The following is a 16,424-nucleotide window of genomic DNA, read 5'->3' on the forward strand; positions in this document are numbered from 1 at the left end:
CTCGCGTCAGGAGATCCCTGATTCGCTAGCCCAGGGTACTGACAAGCATGTCGCTTCCTTCGGATGCCTGTTTGTGCAGGTGAGCATGCCGGTTCAGCCTCGCATACTGCGCGAGTACCTGGACTGAGGAGGCCGACGGAACGAGAAGGGAACCGGCCGCCCTCCCGGCCCCGGCCAGAACGCCGGACCTGGGCCGGGAGGACGGCCGGTCGCCTGCCAGGGGCCGGGCACCGGGCGCGGCATTGCGTCGCATTTCGTCCGTGCGGTGGATTACCGTGGTCGCCATGCTGATCGTGACGACTGACGGCGTGGCCGGGTATGAGATCCGCCGCGTGCTCGGCGAGGTCCTGGGGACGTCCGCCCAGGCCGACCAGGGCAGGGCGGCGGTCCAGCACGGGCAAGCGGGGAGCAGCGCCACGTTCCGGGTGACCGGGGAGCAGCCGGGCGCCGGTCTCGCCGCGGCCCGCCGCGAGGCGATCGACCGCCTCGGCGAGGAGGCGCGCCGCAAGGGCGCGAACACGGTCGTCGGCATGCGCTTCGACACCGCGGCGCTCAGCGGCGGCGGATACGAGGTCTGCGCGTACGGGACGGCCGTCTGGGCGGACCCCGCGTCCCAGGGACGCGACCAGATGCAGCAGATGCAGCAGCCGGGCCACCCGCCGCAGGGGCACGTGCCGTCCTACGGCGACCCGCAGCCCGGCGGCCCCCCGATGGCGGCCCGCAACCTGACGATGGGCCTGCACGACCGGCCCCGCTGATCGGCCCGCCCGGCGAGGCCGCTCAGGACCCCGCCGGCAAGACCGGTGGGACCGGCTCCGGCCAGGCGATCGTCGCAGGTCGACGTGGGATCACTCACTGTCGCGAGGGCGACTTGACTTACTGAGGTTAGCTTTGGCTAATTTAGGCGAGCCTAACCATTGTCCGCCCTGGAGCCCCCCATGCGTCCTGCCCCCGTGCTCGCCCTCGCCGGCGCCGCCGTCTCGATCTCCCTCCTCTCGGCCTGCGGCGGTGACGACGACAAGGCGAGCGCCTCGGACGCCATCGCCGTGACGGCCACCGACGACAAGTGCGAGGTGGCCAAGAAGGACCTCACCGCGGGCAAGAACACCTTCAAGGTCAGCAACAAGGGCTCGAAGGTCAACGAGTTCGAGGTCCTCAAACCGGACGGCAAGATCCTCGCCGAGCGGGAGAACATCGGCCCCGGCACCAGCGTCGACTTCGTCGTGAGCCTGCCCGCCGGAACGTACAAGCTGCTGTGCAGCGCCGGGCAGACCGGCAAGGGCCCGACCCAGGACGTCACGGTCAGCGGCCAGGTGACCGGGAACGGCGACCAGCGCCTGGCCAAGGCCGCCGCCGACTACAAGACCTACGTCATCGCCAACGTCGACGACACGATCGCCAAGACGCGGCTGTTCGTCGACGCGGTGAAGGCGAACGACGTCGCCAAGGCCAAGGAGCTGTACGCGCCGTCCCGCGTCGGCTGGGAGGCGATCGAGCCCGTCGCGGAGAAGTTCGGCGACATCGACCCCAAGGTCGACGCGCGCGAGGCCGACCTCAGCCCGGCGGAGCGGAAGGGCTGGTCCGGCTGGCACCTGCTGGAGAAGGCCCTCTGGAAGGACGGGTCGGTCAAGGGCAAGGGGAAGGCCGGCGACCAGCTCCTCGCCGACCTCGGCACGCTGAAGGCGCGGCTGCCCGGCCTCACCCTCGACCCGGTGAACGACATGGCCGCCGGCGCCAAGGAGCTGCTGGACGAGGTCGCCACCGGCAAGGTCACCGGCGAGGAGGAGGCCTTCAGCCACACCGACCTGGTCGACTTCAAGGCCAACGTGGACGGCGCCAAGAAGGTCCACGAGCTGCTCAAGCCGGTCGTCCAGGAGAAGGACGCCCAGCTCGCCAAGGACCTCGACGACAACTTCGCCGCCGTCGAGGCGCTGCTGAACAAGTACGAGAAGGGCGACGGCTACGTCTCGTACGACAAGGTCGGCAAGGACGACCGCAAGAAGCTCGCCGACGCGGTGAACGCGCTGGGCGAGCCGCTGTCCAAGCTCGCGGGAGCAGTGGCGAAATGACGGAGCCCGGTCCTGAACGACGGGAAGACGCGACGGGGCGCGGCGGGCTGTCCCGCCGCCGGATGCTCGGCTTCTCCGGAGCGAGCCTGCTGGTCGGCGCCGCCGCCGGCGCGGGCCTCGACCGGGTCGCCTCCGCCGACGAGGACGACTCCCCGGCGGGCGCGTCCATCGCCTTCCACGGCGCCCACCAGGCGGGGATCGCCACGCCCGTCCAGGACCGGCTGCACTTCGCCGCCTTCGACGTGACCACCGGCGACCGCGTCAAGCTCGTCCGGATGCTGAAGGAGTGGACCGCCGCCGCCGCGGCGATGACCGCGGGCAGGCCCGTCGGGCAGGGCGCGGTCGGCGGCCCCGCGGTGGCGCCGCCGGACGACACGGGCGAGGCGGAGGGCCTGCCGCCGTCCCGGCTCACGCTGACGATCGGCTTCGGCCCCACGCTGTTCGAGAAGGACGGCAAGGACCGGTTCGGCCTCAAGGCGCGGCGCCCGCCCGCCCTGGTCGAGCTCCCGCACTTCCCCGGCGACAACCTCGACCCGGACCGCAGCGGCGGCGACATCGTCGTCCAGGCGTGCGCGGACGACCCGCAGGTCGCCGTGCACGCCGTCCGGAACCTCGCCCGCATCGGCTTCGGCGTGGTCGGGGTCCGCTGGTCGCAGCTGGGGTTCGGCAAGACGTCCTCGACGACGCCGGACGCGCAGACCCCGCGCAACCTCTTCGGCTTCAAGGACGGCACCGAGAACATCGCCGGCACCGACACCGCGCTCCTCGACCGGCACGTGTGGGCCGCCAAGGGCGACGGCTCCGACTGGATGGCGGGCGGCTCCTACCTGGTGGCGCGCCGCATCCGCATGCACATCGAGACCTGGGACCGCACGTCCCTGCGCGAGCAGGAGGACATCTTCGGCCGCAACAAGGGCGAGGGCGCCCCGGCCGGCGGCCGCAAGGAGCGCGACAAGATCGTCCTGGCGAAGCTGAGACCGGACGCGCACGTCAGGCTCGCCCACCCCGACACCAACGGCGGGACGAAGATCCTCCGGCGCGGCTACTCGTTCACCGACGGCTCGGACGGCCTCGGACGCCTGGAGGCGGGCCTGTTCTTCATCGCCTTCCAACGCGACCCCCGAACCGGCTTCATCCGCATCCAGCAGTCACTGGCCACCGACGCGATGAACGAGTACATCCAACACGTAGGCTCCGGCATCTACGCCTGCCCCCCCGGCCCCCGCGAAGACGGCGGCTACTGGGGCGAGGGTCTGTTCGCGTAATCACAACTCCCACGAACCCTTGCGCGCACCGTAACGATCGCCGCAGTGCCCGTTGAAGGAGGGCCCTCAGGGCCCGACGCCGAGGGCACTGCAAAGAAGCAGGCTTGGTAGTTTCCTCAAGCGTCGACAACCTCAGCGTTGCGATCGCGTGCGAAGCCAGGTTCGAGCGTGCGAGAACCTGATCGCGCAGCGAGCCGCCAGGCGAGACGGAGCGATGCAGCGATCGCCGCAGTGCCCGTTGAAGGAAGGCGTGCAACGCCTGACGCCGAGGGCACTGCAAATTAAGACTGAGTCCCACGTTCGGAGCGGATTCGGGTTACGACGTCGCCGGCGGCTGTTTTGATGGACTCCAGCTCCTGTAGGTACGACCAGTAGTCGGGGTGCGGGCCTGTGAGGCGCTTCGGGGCGTTTTCCAGGCGCGCGACCAGTGAGTCCAGGGTGCGGGCGTGTTGGGGGGCGGCGCCGCCTGGTTGGGCCATGGCCAGGCGCTGCGCGTCCCGTATGGCGAACTGGACGCGCTCCGCCGGCTTGGACGGGTCGGCGGCCACCGCCTTCAGTTCCGACACCCGTCCGGTGACCTGGCCGGCGCGCCGGTCGGCGGCGTTCAGTTCGGTGCGGGCGGCGGTGAGTGACTGCTGCGCCTGCTTCCACTCGGTGCGGGACGTGAACGCCGATGCCTCGTTCAGCCGCTCGCGCGCGCGGGTGAGGGCCGCCTCGATGGCCTCGGGGGCGCCCCGCAGGTCGTGCCAACAGGACTGCGAGTAGCCGCGCAGCAGGACCTTCATCGCCTGCCTGACGGGCTCCACACGGCCCGCGACGATGTCGACCCGGGTCCGGGCCGAGGCGAGGGAGTTTCGGACCTTCTCGGCCATCTGAGGCAGCTCCGCGGCTGCTTCACGCGCCCGCTCGGCGGCGGCCCGGACCTCGTCGGCCTTCCGCAGCGCTCCGTCGAGCCCGAGGCCGCCGAGTCCCTGCCGGCCGAGGACGGTCAGGCCCTCCTTGGCGAGCGCCAGTTCCGCCTCCGGGTCGGAGGCGTCCATCCCGGCCGTCCGGGCGGCGGCCACGGCGGCGTCGGCGGCGGCGACGGCGTCGCGTGCGGCGGTCAGCCGGGGCGGGAGCTGGTCGAGCGCGGCCTCCAGTTGCGCCATGCGCGGCGCGAGCCGCTCGGCGAAGCCGTTGAGGTTCCGCATGACCTGCTGGAGGCGCTCGGTGGATCCCACGAACGCGCGGCGCGCGGCGTCGTACTCGGCCGGTGTGCGGTCCTGGTCGTCGAGGTCGTGCGCGTCCAGGACGGAGATGTAGGCCGTGGACGCGGCGTCGGCGGCCTCGGCCAACCCCGTGAACTCGCGCCGTGCCGGCGCGGCCGCCGCCGCGTCCAGGTCCTCGAAGACGGTGACCCGGCCGTCGAGGTACTTCTGCGCCTGGTCCATGTCGTAGAAGGCGGACGCGGCCGCCTCCCGCGCCTCGATCGCCGCGGCGGCCGCCTGCGCGCCCCGGCCCCGTCGGCGCTGGTCGCCCGCTCCCCGCAACGCCGCCTCCCTCGCTCCGCCGTTCCAACAGTGCCCAAGGTAATGCTCTCGCGAAAGATGGAACGGATAGCATCGCTGCTACGTCGACATAGCGAGGCGCCGGGCGGCGTCCGATACGGCATGCGATCTTGGAGGCACTGTGGGTGTCAGTCTCAGCAAGGGCGGCAACGTCTCGCTCACCAAGCAGGCACCGGGTCTGACCGCGGTGACCGTCGGTCTGGGCTGGGACCTGCGCACCACCACCGGGACCGACTTCGACCTCGACGCCTCGGCGATGGTCCTGGACGCCTCCGGAAAGATCATCACGGACCAGCACTTCGTCTTCTTCAACAACCTGCGCACCCCCGACGGCGGCGTCGAGCACACCGGTGACAACACCACCGGCGCCGGCGAGGGCGACGACGAGCAGATCAAGGTGAACTTCGGTGTGATGCCGGCCACCGCGGAGCGGGTGGCGTTCGCCGTGTCGATCTACGACGCCGACGGCCGCAGCCAGAACTTCGGCCAGATCCGCAACGCCTACATCCGCGTGCTGAACCAGGGCGACGGCAACGAGCTCGCCCGGTACGACCTGTCCGAGGACGCCTCGATGGAGACCGCGATGGTGTTCGGGGAGCTCTACCGGGCGGGGGCCGAGTGGAAGTTCAAGGCCGTCGGCCAGGGGTACGCCTCGGGTCTGGCGGGCATCGCCATGGACTTCGGCGTCAACATCTGACCATCTCCACCCGTCCCCACCGGAAGGGAGTGGCCCGATCATGGGCGTCTCACTCGCCAAGGGCGGCAACGTCTCGCTGACGAAGGCCGCCCCCAACCTCAACGCCGTCTCCGTCGGCCTCGGCTGGGACGTGCGCGCCACCACCGGCGCCGACTTCGACCTCGACGCCTCGGCATTGATGCTCACGGGTGCGGGTAAGGTCATGTCCGACCAGCACTTCGTCTTCTTCAACAACCTCAAGAGCCCGGACGGCTCCGTCGAGCACACCGGCGACAACCTGACCGGCGAGGGCGAGGGCGACGACGAGTCGATCAACGTCGACCTCACCGGCGTGCCGCCCGAGTGCGAGCGGATCGTGTTCCCGGTGTCGATCTACGACGCCGACAACCGGCAACAGAACTTCGGCCAGGTCCGCAACGCCTTCATCCGGATCGTCAACCGCTCCGACGGCAACGAGCTCGCCCGGTTCGACCTCACCGAGGACGCCTCCACCGAGACGGCCATGGTGTTCGGGGAGCTGTACCGGCACAGTGGCGAGTGGAAGTTCCGGGCCGTCGGCCAAGGGTACGCTTCGGGACTGGCCGGCATTGCCCTGGACTTCGGTGTCAATGTCGGCTGACGGCGGGTCCCCGCACGCCGGTCGTCCCGTCCGGCCGTCCCACCTATCAGAGATACGCGCATGATTCTTCGCACCTTCGGGTGGTCCTTCGCCGTCACGGTCGTCGGCCTGCTCATCGCCCTGCTCTACGACGGGGCGACCGGCCTGGCACTGGTCGCCGTGCTGGCCGTCCTGGAGATCTCGCTGTCGTTCGACAACGCCGTGGTCAACGCCAAGGTGCTCGACCGCATGAGCCCGTTCTGGCAGAAGATCTTCCTGACCGTCGGCATCGCCATCGCCGTGTTCGGCATGCGGCTGGTGTTCCCCCTGCTGATCGTGGGGATCACCGCCAAGCTGAACCCGGTCGAGGCGTTCGACCTGGCGCTCAACAACTCGCACCGCTACCACGAGCTGATGACCGACGCGTATCCGATGATCGCGGCGTTCGGCGGCATGTTCCTTCTGATGCTGTTCCTGGACTTCGTGTTCGAGGAGCGCGCCGACAAGTGGCTGCCGTGGCTGGAGAAGCCGCTCGCCCGGATCGGCAAGCTGGACCAGCTGTCGGTGGTCGTCGCGGGCGGCTCGCTGGCGTTCGTCGCGGGCCTGTACGCCAAGGACCCCGGCGAGGTCATGATCGCCGGAGTGCTCGGCATGGTCACCTACATCCTGGTCAACGGCCTGGGCGAGCTGTTCTCCGAGGTGAGCGTGGGCGACGAGGACGGCGACGGCGAGGCGGCGGAGGGCGCGGCGCGGTCCGGGCCGAGCTCGCTGGCCCTGGCCACCGGCAAGGCCGGGTTCTTCCTGTTCCTTTACCTGGAGGTGCTGGACGCCTCGTTCAGCTTCGACGGCGTCATCGGCGCGTTCGCGATCAGCACCGACCCGATCGTCATCGCGCTGGGCCTGGGCATCGGCGCCATGTACATCCGGTCGCTGACGGTCTTCCTGGTCCGCAAGGGCACGCTGCACGAGTACGTCTACCTGGAGCACGGCGCCCACTGGGCGATCGGCGCCCTGGCGGTCTGCATGCTCGTCAGCATCGGCCACCACGTCCCCGAATGGATCACCGGCGGGCTCGGGGCCGGCCTGATCATCGCCGCGTTCGTCAGCTCCGTGGTGCGCAACCGCGGCGACGGCGAGGGGCCTGCGGCGGCGTCCGGCGGGGACAAGCAGCTCCACTCCAGCAAGGTCTGAAACCGCCCGGAGCCTCTGGATTCCTGTCCGTACCCCGCGACGAGCATCACCACCGAAGGAGCCGACGATGTCGATCTCGCTGCAGAAGGGGCAGAAGGTCTCCCTGGCCAAGCCCGGCGGAGGCACGCTCACCAGGGTCCGGATGGGCCTCGGCTGGGACGCCGTGGTCAAGAAGGGCTTGTTCGGCAAGGGCAAGGCCCAGTCGATCGACCTGGACGCCTCGTGCCTGCTGTTCGACGCCAGCGGCAACCTCGCCGACTCGGTGTGGTTCCGCCAACTGCGCAGCAAGGACGGCTCCGTCCACCACACCGGCGACAACCTCACCGGCGCGGGCGAGGGCGACGACGAGGTCATCAACGTGGATCTGCAGTCCGTCCCGGCGAACGTCGTCCAGCTGGTCTTCACGGTCAACTCGTTCACCGGCCAGGACTTCTCGCAGATCGAGAACGCGTTCTGCCGGCTGGTGGACGAGACCACCGGGCAGGAGCTCGCCCGCTTCGACCTGAGCGGCGCGGGCCAGCACAACGCCCAGGTCATGGCGAAGGTGGCGCGGGACGGGTCCGGCTGGTCGATGACGGCGATCGGCGCGACCGCGACCGGCCGCACCTTCCAGGACCTGCTCCCGGCGGTGTCGGCCCACCTGTGACGGACCCTGCCGGTGGCGCCGCCGCGCTTGCGGCGGCGCCACCGGCACCTGCGCGGACACCGGGCGTGAGCCGGGTGCGTGCTGCGCTCCGGCGTTCCCGGGCCGGGTGCCGGCGACCGGTCGGTACCCGCCGGGCATCGCGGGCACCGCTCCCTGGCCATCGGCGGGCCTGCGCGTCGGCCTGGCGGCGCGCCCGTGTGTCAGCCGGTCGGCGCGTCCGTGTGTCAGCCGGTCAGCAGGCCCGCGCCCCGGGCCCGGGCCAGCCAGTTCGGGTACTCGGTCATCAGCAGGTCGAACAGCGCGTCGTCGGAGATCGTCGAGGGGTCGTCCACCGTGAAGAAGTCGGCGTTGTCCACGTGACGCCCCGGCATGTCGTCCAGCCGCTGGAGGTAGGCGAACTCGGCGTCGCCCGCGCCTTGCGTGATCGCGATGAACTGCCAGAACAGCGGCTCGTAGCTCGACCACATGACCTGGTTGTCGGTCTCCTTCGGGTCGAACGTCCCGCCGTCGGTGAGGAACATGACGTAGACGGGGCTGCCGGCGGCCAGCGGCGCCGCGCGCTTCTTGTCGGAGCCGAAGTAGTGCTTGCGGATCAGCCGCATGGCCTTGCTGTAGTAGGTGCCGCCCTCGAATCCGTACCGGCGGACGAGGTCGTCCACGTAGCCCTGGTGGTTGTGCAGGCCGAGCCCGCCCGCCTTGTGGCCCTTCGCGGCGAACAGGAACACCTCCACCTCGGCGTCGTCGTCGAACCGCGCCGCGAGCGCGAGGACGCGCTCGGCGAGCGCCTGGATCTTGCCCGATTCGTACAGCCAGCTCATGGAGCCGCTGATGTCCAGGCAGAGCGCGACCCGGGCGGTGTGCTCGCCCAGCCCGCGCTTCTCCAGCGACACCGCCGCCTTCTTGGTGAGGCTCAGCAGCGCGGGAGACTCGTTCTCCAGCCGCTTCTCCAGCGAGATCAGCTTCTGCTTCTTGAGGCTGATCGCGGACACGGGCGCGGCTGCGGGCGTTGGTGCGGGCGCGGGCGTCGGGGCGGCTGCGGATGTGGGCGTGGGGGCGGGGTCGGGCGCCTCGTCCACCGCGATGCCGAAGTCGGTGGCGAGCCCGGCCAGGCCGCTGGCGTAGCCCTGGCCGACCGCGCGGAACCTCCAGCCGCCCCCGCGCCGGTACAGCTCACCGGCCACCATCGCGGTCTCCGCCGCCGCGTCGGTGATCGCGAACTCGGCGATGGGCGCGCCGCTCGCCGCGTCCAGGAGCTGCAGCGTCAGGTCCGGGACCGCTCCAAACGGGCCCCCGTCGGCGGACGCGGTGAGCGCGATCCGCTCGATCTCGGGCTCCAGCCGGACGGTGTCGACGACCAGGCTCTCGCCGCCGTCGCCGGAGCCCTCGTGGCCGACCGCGCCGGACGGGTGCCGCGGCTGGTTGTAGAAGACGAAATCCTTGTCGGAGCGGACCTTTCCGGCACCGGTCAGCAGAAGCGCGGAAGTGTCCACGCCGGGGACTCCCGGGCCGGGCCGCCACGTGAGGCGGACCCTGAGTGTCGATGCCGTTACCGGGGCATTTGCCCCCTTGGCCAGCTTCATCATGATCCAGAGCATACTGATCGTGTTTTGGGCGAATGAGTGTTTGGTCCGACTATTCTTGAACGATTCCGGGGGAAGGGTCTCGGAGGGGACCGACGATCCGCGCGCAGCGGTCCGATCCTGAGGGGAACTTTGTGAATGCGGCATTTCGACCACATTGACACCACGCACCGCAAGCACCTCTTCTACCGGCATCCCCGGCGGTTCGAGCGGCATGACGACCCGGAGGTGCTGGCGGTCGCGCTCGGCGCGACGCTCTACAGCCCGGCCACGCGGCCCGTCCTCGCGGACGACATCGAGAAGGCGGCCGGGCGGGGCGTGATGAGCATGGTCGTGTGCCTGGAGGACGCGATCGCCGACGCCGACGTCGCCGCCGGGGAGGCCAACGCGGTCGCCCAGCTGCGCCGGCTGCACGAGCGCGGCGCGGAGGTGCCGCTGCTGTTCGTCCGGATCCGCCGGCCGGGGCAGATCGGCGACCTGATCGACCGGCTCGGCGCCGCCGCGCGGCTGGTCACCGGCTTCGTCCTGCCCAAGTTCGCCCCGGCCACGGGCGCGGCGTTCCTCGACGCGCTGGAGGAGACGGCCGCGCGCACCGGCCTCCGGCTGCTGGCCATGCCGGTGATCGAGAGCCCCGAGGCGGTGTACGCCGAGACCCGCACCGAGATGCTGAACGACGTGGCGCGGCTGCTCGCCAAGCGCCGGGAGCGGATCCTCGCGGTCCGGCTCGGCGCCACCGACATGTCGGCGGCCTACGGGCTGCGCCGCCCGCCGGACCTGACGATCTACGACATCCGGCCGGTCGCGGGCGTGATCTGCGACGTGGTCAACATCCTCGGCCGCGCGGACGGCAGCGGGTTCGTGGTGACCGGGCCCGTCTGGGAGTACTTCTCGGCGGGCGAGCGGATGTTCAAGCCGCAGCTCAGGCGGTCGCCGTTCGAGGCCCAGCAGGCCGCGCCGCTGCGGCAGCGGCTGATCACCTCCGATCTGGACGGGCTGATCCGCGAGGTGCACCTGGACAAGGCCAACGGGCTGACGGGCAAGACCGTGATCCATCCGAGCCATGTGGCGGCCGTCCACGCGCTGTCGGTGGTGACGCACGAGGAGTACTGCGACGCCGCCGACATCCTCGGGGTGGCCGGAGGGGGCGCGATGGCCAGCTCGTACGCGAACAAGATGAACGAGGCGAAGCCGCACCGGGCGTGGGCGGAGCGGCTGATGCTGCGCGCCCAGGTGTTCGGCGTGGCGGCCGAGGGCGTGACCTTCGTGGAACTGCTGGAAGCGGCGGGAAGCCGGTGAGCGGCGGGGTGACCTGGCCGGGGGAGTGGGTGGCGTCGCGGCTCGGTGTGCGCCTCGCGAGCGGTGATCGCCTGGCCGGGGCGGGGCTGAGCGAGCTGGTGGGGCTGGCGGTTCGGCGCAACAAGCGGCGGGCGCATCTGCTGGTGTCGTCGGTTCTGGGCAAGCACGTCCCCACCGATCCTCGCCTGGTGTACGGGGCGGGGCTGCTGCTCGGCGATCTTGTGCGCGCGCGCCTGCGCGATGACGAATCGCCTCGCGCGGCGGCGTTCCTCTCGGACGCCCTTCGTGGCGTTCCGGGCGCCGCTGCCGCACTGCGCGACTCGATGCGCGAACCGTCTGCGCCGGTGGACGCTCTGGTCCTCGGATACGCCGAGACAGCCACCGCCCTAGGGCACTCAGTAGCGGACGCTTTGGGCGGCGCCTACTACCTGCACTCGACGCGCCGTCCCGTGAAGGGCTTCGCTACATACGGCGGGTTCGAGGAAGAGCACAGCCACGCCACGAGCCATCTGCTCCTGCCCGCCGATCCCGTCGCGTTCGACAGGGACGTTCCCGCTGTGCTGGTGGACGACGAGCTCTCCACTGGACGGACGGTCCTCAACACCATTGAGGCTCTGCACGCTGTCCGTCCCCGGCGCCACTACGTCCTGGCGGCGCTCGTCGACCTGCGCGGCGAAGATGACCGTGCACGGATGCGCGAACTCGCCGACCGTCTTGGCGCCCGCATCGACGCCGTGGCCCTCGCCCATGGCCGCGTGGAGCTGCCCGAGGGCGTCTTGAAAGCAGGCACGGCGCTCGTCGATACCCTTTCGGACCGCCCTTCACCGAACCATTCCGCGGGCGCGTTCGACGTGACGCGCGTGGCCGTCGACTGGCCGCGCGGGTTGCCGGACGGCGGACGGCACGGGTTCCTGCCCGTCCACCGCACGAGGCTGGAGAAGGACCTGCCCCGCATGGCCGACGTCCTGGCGGAACGGCTCGGGGCGGGTGCCTCCCGTGTCCTCGTCCTCGGCTTCGAGGAGCTGATGTACGCGCCTCTGCGGCTGGCGGAGGCGCTCGCCGATGCGCTGCCGGATGTGGACGTCCGCTACTCGACGACGACCCGCTCGCCCGTCCTGGCCGTGGACGATCCGGGGTACGCGATCAGGACGCGGCTGGCCTTCCCGTCCCACGACGAGCCGTCCGACGGTCCGGGGGAGCGGTACGCCTACAACGTGTCCTCCGCGTTCGACCGGATCGTGTTCGTCGTGGACGACGTGGGCGACACCGAAGAGCTGGCCCACGGGCTCTTGGAGCGGCTGCGCGCGCTTGCGCCGGTGCTGCTCGTCCCCGTCCCCGCCTATAGGAGAGAAGCGTGAGCCTGCCCAGGCCCCTGCATGGCCCGGAGTTCGGCAGCTACCCGGCGGACGACGTCGCATGGCTGCTGAAAGACCTGTCGGACGTACGGCTGGAGGCGCCCACCGAGGAGCGGGAGGCCGCCATCCAGGCGGGCCGGGCCCACTACGCCGAAACGCTGCCAGAGGAGTACCAGCCGGGGCCCGAGTACAGGCGGCTGTTCGAGCGGGCCCTGGAGGCGTCGGCGGAGCGGCTGGCGTACGCGGCGGGCCTGGTCACCGAGACGATCCTGGCCGAGCGCGGCCCGGACGCGGTCGTGGTCTCGCTGGCCCGCGCCGGGACGCCGGTCGGCGTGCTGATCCGGCGCTGGGCACGGTTCGCGCACGGCCTGGACCTGCCCCACTACGCGGTCAGCATCGTCCGGGCCCGGGGCATCGACACGGTCGCTCTCCGGTACCTGGCCGAGCACCACGACCCGTCCACAGTGATGTTCGTGGACGGCTGGACGGGCAAGGGCGCGATCACCCGCGAGCTGACCGCCGCCCTGGACGCCTATACCGCCGCGCGCTTTCCCGACGATCTCGCCGTCCTCGCCGACCCCGGCCGGTGCACGTCCCTGTACGGCACCCGTGACGACTTCCTGATCCCGTCCGCCTGCCTCAACTCCACCGTGTCGGGCCTGGTCAGCCGGACGGTACTGAACGACAAGCTGATCGGCCCAGGAGACTTCCACGGGGCGAAGTTCTATGCGGAACTGGCCGCCGACGACGTCTCGACCCACTTCCTCGACACCGTCTGCGCGCGCTTCGCGGACGTGGCCGAAAGGGTCGCGAAGGACCTGCCGGACCTGCGCGCCTCCGACCGGACACCCGACTGGTCCGGCTGGGAGGCCGTCCGCCGCGTCGGCCAGGCCCACGGCGTCGACGACCTCAACCTCATCAAGCCGGGCGTGGGGGAGACCACCCGGGTGCTGCTGCGCCGCGTCCCCTGGAAGGTCCTGGTACGGGCCGACGGGGGCACCGACCTGACGCACATCCGGCTCCTCGCGGAGGAACGCGGCGTGCCCGTCCTGGACGCGGACGACATCCCGTACGCGTGCATGGGCCTGATCCACCCCCGTTTCGGCAAGGGAGCCGCCCAGTGACCATCCTTGTGTGCTCCGACCTGGACCGGACGCTCATCTACTCGGCGTCCGCGCTCGGCCTGGACGGCCCGGACGAGACCATGCCGCGCCTTCTCTGCGTCGAGCTCTACCAGGGCGCGCCCCTGTCGTACATCCTGGAGCCGGCCGTACGGACACTGGAGACCCTGGCCGCCGCCGCCGCGCTCGTCCCGACGACGACGCGGACGCCGGAGCAGTACCGCCGCGTCCACCTGCTGGAGAAGCCGCCCGCCTACGCGATCTGCTCCAACGGCGGGCACATCCTCGTGGACGGGACGGACGACCCCGACTGGGCCGCCGCCGTCCGCACCCGCGCCGCCGACTCCTGCGCGCCCCTCGCCGAGATCCAGGCCCACCTGACCGGCACCGGCGGCGACTTCGTCCTCAAGCGACGCACCGCCTCCGACCTGTTCGCCTACATGGTCGTGGACCGGGCCGCCCTCCCCACAGGGTGGGCCGACGACCTCACCGGCTGGTGCGCCGAACGCGGCTGGCGCACGTCCCTGCAAGGCCGCAAGGTCTACTGCCTGCCCGCGTCCCTGACCAAGGCCGCCGCGGCGGCGGAGGTCGTCCGCCGCACCGGCGCCGGAACGATGCTGGCGGCGGGCGACTCCCTGCTCGACATCGAGCTGCTGGAGGCGGCCGACGCCGCCGTCCGCCCCGCCCACGGCGAGCTGCACGACGCCGGCTGGACGTCCCCCGCCACCACCGTGACCGCCTCCCGCGGCATCGCCGCCGGTGAGGAGATCGCCACCTGGCTCCTCGGCCGCGTCACCGCAGCGGAATAAATCACCGCACGCATTCACCCCGCGTGGAGAAGCGACGGCCCCCAGGGGCTCGTCGCGGCCGCCTTCTCCAGTCACAATCACGGTGAACGCTCGAACACGATCGGGAGGTCATTCTGGCGCATGAGCTCCCGTCTCACCGGTGACGAGACCGCGCTGTGGCAGGCCGCGGCCCGGGTCCTCGACGCCAACTGGACCGGCACGGCGACGGCCTGGACAACAGCCCAGCCTGGGACCGCCCGCTCGGCGCGCTCCAGCTCCCGCCCACCGCCTACGCGCCCGGCCACGTCCGCCGCACCCTCCCGACCGGTGAGGACTACGACCGCTACGTCTGGCTGGTCGCCCTCATGCGCGAGGCCGGGTACGCGCCCGCCTACCTCCGAGAGGCCCACCCCTTCGCCGTCGAGGACCCCCTCGTCAACGCCACCTACCTGGCCTCCGCCCACGCCCTGGCCGAGATCGCCGAGATCGTCGGGGGCGACCCCGTCCCGCACCGCGAATGCGCCGAGCGCGTCCACCGGGCCCTCCTCGACCGCCTCTGGGACGCCGAGACCGGCTGCTTCCGCGCCCGCGACCTGCGCGACGACCGGCTCCTGCCCGTCCTCACCGCCGGCTCGTTCGGCCCCCTCCTGGACCCCGAACTGCCCGCCCCGATCGCCCGGAACCTCGTCGACCTCCTGCTGTCGGCCCGCTTCGCCGGGGCCGCCGGCTACCCCGTCCCCACCTGCGACATCCAGGCCCCCGCGTTCGACCGCGCCGGCTACTGGCGCGGCCCCACCTGGATCAGCACCAACTGGCTGATCTGGTACGGCGCCCTCGCCCACGACATCCCCGTCGTCGCCGACCTGCTCTACGGCTCCACGATGCGCCTCGTCCGCCAGTCCGGCTTCCGCGAGTTCTTCGACCCCTTCGACGGGACGGGCCGGGGCGGCCACGACCACTCCTGGTCGGCCGCCCTCGTCCTGGACCTGCTGGGAGCCCGCCGCGCCCCCCAGGCCGCCTGATCGCCTACCGTTGGGGCATGCGCCTTCTCCGCGGCCGCGTGCCCTCCGGCCTCGCACTGCAGCGAGGCGAACGCCCCCTCGCGTCCGCCCCCACCCGCGGCGGCTCCCACGTCGTGGCCACCACCACGGCCCTGCACCTGCCCACCGAGTCCGGCGGCTTCACCCGCCTCCCCTGGGAACACGTCGACCAGGCGTCCTGGAAGGACGGCTGGCTCCACGTCCACGAGACGTCCGGCGGCGCCGAGCACCACGTCCGCCTCACCGACCCCGGCTCCGTCCCCGAGACGGTCAGGGAACGCGTCACCTCCACCATCGCCGTCAGCCACCACGCCAAGCTCCCCGGCGGCGCAAAGGTCCGCATCGCCGGCCGCCGCCCCGCCTCCGGCGGCGACGTGCGCTGGTCGTTCGTCTTCGACGCCGGCCTCGACCCCGACGACCCGGGCCTGCGCGCCCAAGCCGAACAGGCCCTCCAAGACCTGCGCCGCCAGACCGGCCTCTAGGACGCCTCCTACAGGTCTTGCGCTCTAACCCGGGTAGACGGGCGGCTGCTCCTCCTCGACCTTGTCGCGCTTGCCCATCCGATCCCCGATCTGCTCGGGCACGCGCTCCTTGGCCGAGGCCGCCACGGTCCCCGCTCTCTCCTTGGCCGCCCCCGCGATCTCGCCGCCCTTGGTGCGCAGCACGTCGGCGGCCTCCTGCACGTTCGGGTTCTCCGACACCTGCCGCGACCAACGCATGATCTGCTCGTACCGCTCCCGCCCGGCCTTCGTCCCAAGGACGTAGCCGATCGCGGCGCCAACGACCAGGGTCGTCCGGTGCTTCATCACAAACCTCCAGCCTGCGGAATCGTGCACCCCCTATACCCGCGATCGCCGCCCCCACCCCTAACGCGCGCGCGAACAGCCCTGGACATGCGCTAACCTAGACCCGCCGACAGGGACCCAAGCCCCATCGGCCGCACGATCCCGCGTAGCTCAATCGGCAGAGCAGCCGGCTGTTAACCGGCAGGTTATTGGTTCGAGTCCAATCGCGGGAGCCGAGGCGACCTCTTCTGCTCGCTGAGCTGGCGCTCAGCTTCGCCGGGGCCCGCGGTGTTGACCCGGGGGGCGACCCCCGGACCCCCGATGTGGGGGCTCCGCCCCCGCGACCTCTTCTGCTCGCTGAGCTTGCGCTCAGCTTCGCCGGGGCCCGCGGTGTTGACCCGGGGGGCGACCCCCGGACCCCCGATGTGGGGGCTCCGCCCCCACGC

16 protein-coding genes and 1 tRNA gene are annotated in these 16,424 nt (G+C 71.3%); 14 read left to right on the forward strand and 3 right to left on the reverse strand.

Features of this window, described 5'->3' with window-relative positions:
* Positions 1–284 precede the first annotated feature (284 nt).
* The 3 genes from E1298_RS30120 (at position 285) to efeB (ending at position 3,334) form a co-directional block, all read left to right on the forward strand.
* Positions 285–758, forward strand: a complete 474-nt coding sequence (locus E1298_RS30120; protein ID WP_131899214.1) for a YbjQ family protein — start codon at positions 285–287, stop codon at positions 756–758.
* 180 nt (positions 759–938) lie between these two features.
* Complete coding sequence (gene efeO, locus E1298_RS30125) at positions 939–2,069, forward strand: iron uptake system protein EfeO (protein WP_131899216.1); 1,131 nt, start codon at positions 939–941, stop codon at positions 2,067–2,069.
* Positions 2,066–3,334 (forward strand): iron uptake transporter deferrochelatase/peroxidase subunit, encoded by a 1,269-nt coding sequence (gene efeB / locus E1298_RS30130; protein WP_131899218.1) that lies wholly within the window; start codon positions 2,066–2,068, stop codon positions 3,332–3,334. Before efeO ends, efeB begins: the two co-directional genes overlap by 4 nt.
* A gap of 281 nt (positions 3,335–3,615) precedes the next feature.
* On the opposite strand, the gene E1298_RS30135 is transcribed toward efeB, so the two are convergent.
* On the reverse strand, positions 3,616–4,863 hold the full coding sequence (locus E1298_RS30135; protein WP_131899220.1) for a molecular chaperone DnaJ: 1,248 nt from the start codon (positions 4,861–4,863) through the stop codon (positions 3,616–3,618).
* Positions 4,864–5,002: 139 nt separating this feature from the next.
* Between E1298_RS30135 and E1298_RS30140 the strand changes: the two genes are divergently transcribed.
* From E1298_RS30140 to E1298_RS30155, 4 genes are all read left to right on the forward strand, one after another.
* Positions 5,003–5,578 carry a TerD family protein gene (locus E1298_RS30140; RefSeq protein WP_131899222.1) on the forward strand — a complete coding sequence of 192 codons (576 nt, stop codon included), beginning with the start codon at positions 5,003–5,005 and terminating at the stop codon, positions 5,576–5,578.
* A gap of 40 nt (positions 5,579–5,618) precedes the next feature.
* Entirely contained in the window at positions 5,619–6,197 is a 579-nt protein-coding gene (locus tag E1298_RS30145; RefSeq protein WP_131899224.1) for a TerD family protein, read from the forward strand.
* Between the two features lie 60 nt (positions 6,198–6,257).
* Positions 6,258–7,367 (forward strand): DUF475 domain-containing protein, encoded by a 1,110-nt coding sequence (locus E1298_RS30150; RefSeq protein WP_131899226.1) that lies wholly within the window; start codon positions 6,258–6,260, stop codon positions 7,365–7,367.
* Between the two features lie 67 nt (positions 7,368–7,434).
* Complete coding sequence (locus E1298_RS30155) at positions 7,435–8,013, forward strand: TerD family protein (protein WP_131899228.1); 579 nt, start codon at positions 7,435–7,437, stop codon at positions 8,011–8,013.
* A 224-nt stretch (positions 8,014–8,237) separates the two neighbouring features.
* On the opposite strand, the gene E1298_RS30160 is transcribed toward E1298_RS30155, so the two are convergent.
* Positions 8,238–9,809 carry a VWA domain-containing protein gene (locus tag E1298_RS30160; protein WP_481726142.1) on the reverse strand — a complete coding sequence of 524 codons (1,572 nt, stop codon included), beginning with the start codon at positions 9,807–9,809 and terminating at the stop codon, positions 8,238–8,240.
* Between E1298_RS30160 and E1298_RS30165 the strand changes: the two genes are divergently transcribed.
* The 6 genes from E1298_RS30165 (at position 9,732) to E1298_RS30185 (ending at position 15,675) form a co-directional block, all read left to right on the forward strand.
* Positions 9,732–10,889 carry an HpcH/HpaI aldolase/citrate lyase family protein gene (locus tag E1298_RS30165; RefSeq protein ID WP_131899232.1) on the forward strand — a complete coding sequence of 386 codons (1,158 nt, stop codon included), beginning with the start codon at positions 9,732–9,734 and terminating at the stop codon, positions 10,887–10,889. The genes E1298_RS30160 and E1298_RS30165 overlap by 78 nt on opposite strands.
* The gene (locus E1298_RS48500) at positions 10,886–12,247 is read left to right on the forward strand and encodes a phosphoribosyltransferase family protein (RefSeq protein WP_279499288.1); all 1,362 of its coding nucleotides are present in this window, start codon (positions 10,886–10,888) and stop codon (positions 12,245–12,247) included. The genes E1298_RS30165 and E1298_RS48500 overlap by 4 nt, the downstream gene beginning before the upstream one ends.
* On the forward strand, positions 12,244–13,368 hold the full coding sequence (locus tag E1298_RS48505; RefSeq protein ID WP_165975737.1) for a cysteine protease StiP family protein: 1,125 nt from the start codon (positions 12,244–12,246) through the stop codon (positions 13,366–13,368). The genes E1298_RS48500 and E1298_RS48505 overlap by 4 nt, the downstream gene beginning before the upstream one ends.
* Positions 13,365–14,174, forward strand: coding sequence for an HAD family hydrolase (locus E1298_RS30175; protein WP_131899234.1), 810 nt, complete (start codon positions 13,365–13,367; stop codon positions 14,172–14,174). Before E1298_RS48505 ends, E1298_RS30175 begins: the two co-directional genes overlap by 4 nt.
* A gap of 155 nt (positions 14,175–14,329) precedes the next feature.
* Positions 14,330–15,175, forward strand: a complete 846-nt coding sequence (locus E1298_RS30180; RefSeq protein ID WP_243725898.1) for an MGH1-like glycoside hydrolase domain-containing protein — start codon at positions 14,330–14,332, stop codon at positions 15,173–15,175.
* A 17-nt stretch (positions 15,176–15,192) separates the two neighbouring features.
* Complete coding sequence (locus E1298_RS30185; RefSeq protein WP_131899236.1) at positions 15,193–15,675, forward strand: hypothetical protein; 483 nt, start codon at positions 15,193–15,195, stop codon at positions 15,673–15,675.
* A gap of 24 nt (positions 15,676–15,699) precedes the next feature.
* Here E1298_RS30185 and E1298_RS30190 read toward each other — a convergent pair whose 3' ends face one another.
* Positions 15,700–15,999, reverse strand: coding sequence for a YtxH domain-containing protein (locus tag E1298_RS30190; RefSeq protein ID WP_131899238.1), 300 nt, complete (start codon positions 15,997–15,999; stop codon positions 15,700–15,702).
* Between the two features lie 139 nt (positions 16,000–16,138).
* On the opposite strand from E1298_RS30190, the gene E1298_RS30195 reads away from it, so the two are divergent.
* Positions 16,139–16,211 (forward strand) — tRNA-Asn (locus tag E1298_RS30195).
* The last annotated feature ends 213 nt before the right edge of the window (positions 16,212–16,424 follow it).

Origin of the sequence: Actinomadura rubrisoli, assembly GCF_004349215.1 — a bacterium.
GTDB lineage: Bacteria > Actinomycetota > Actinomycetes > Streptosporangiales > Streptosporangiaceae > Spirillospora > Spirillospora rubrisoli.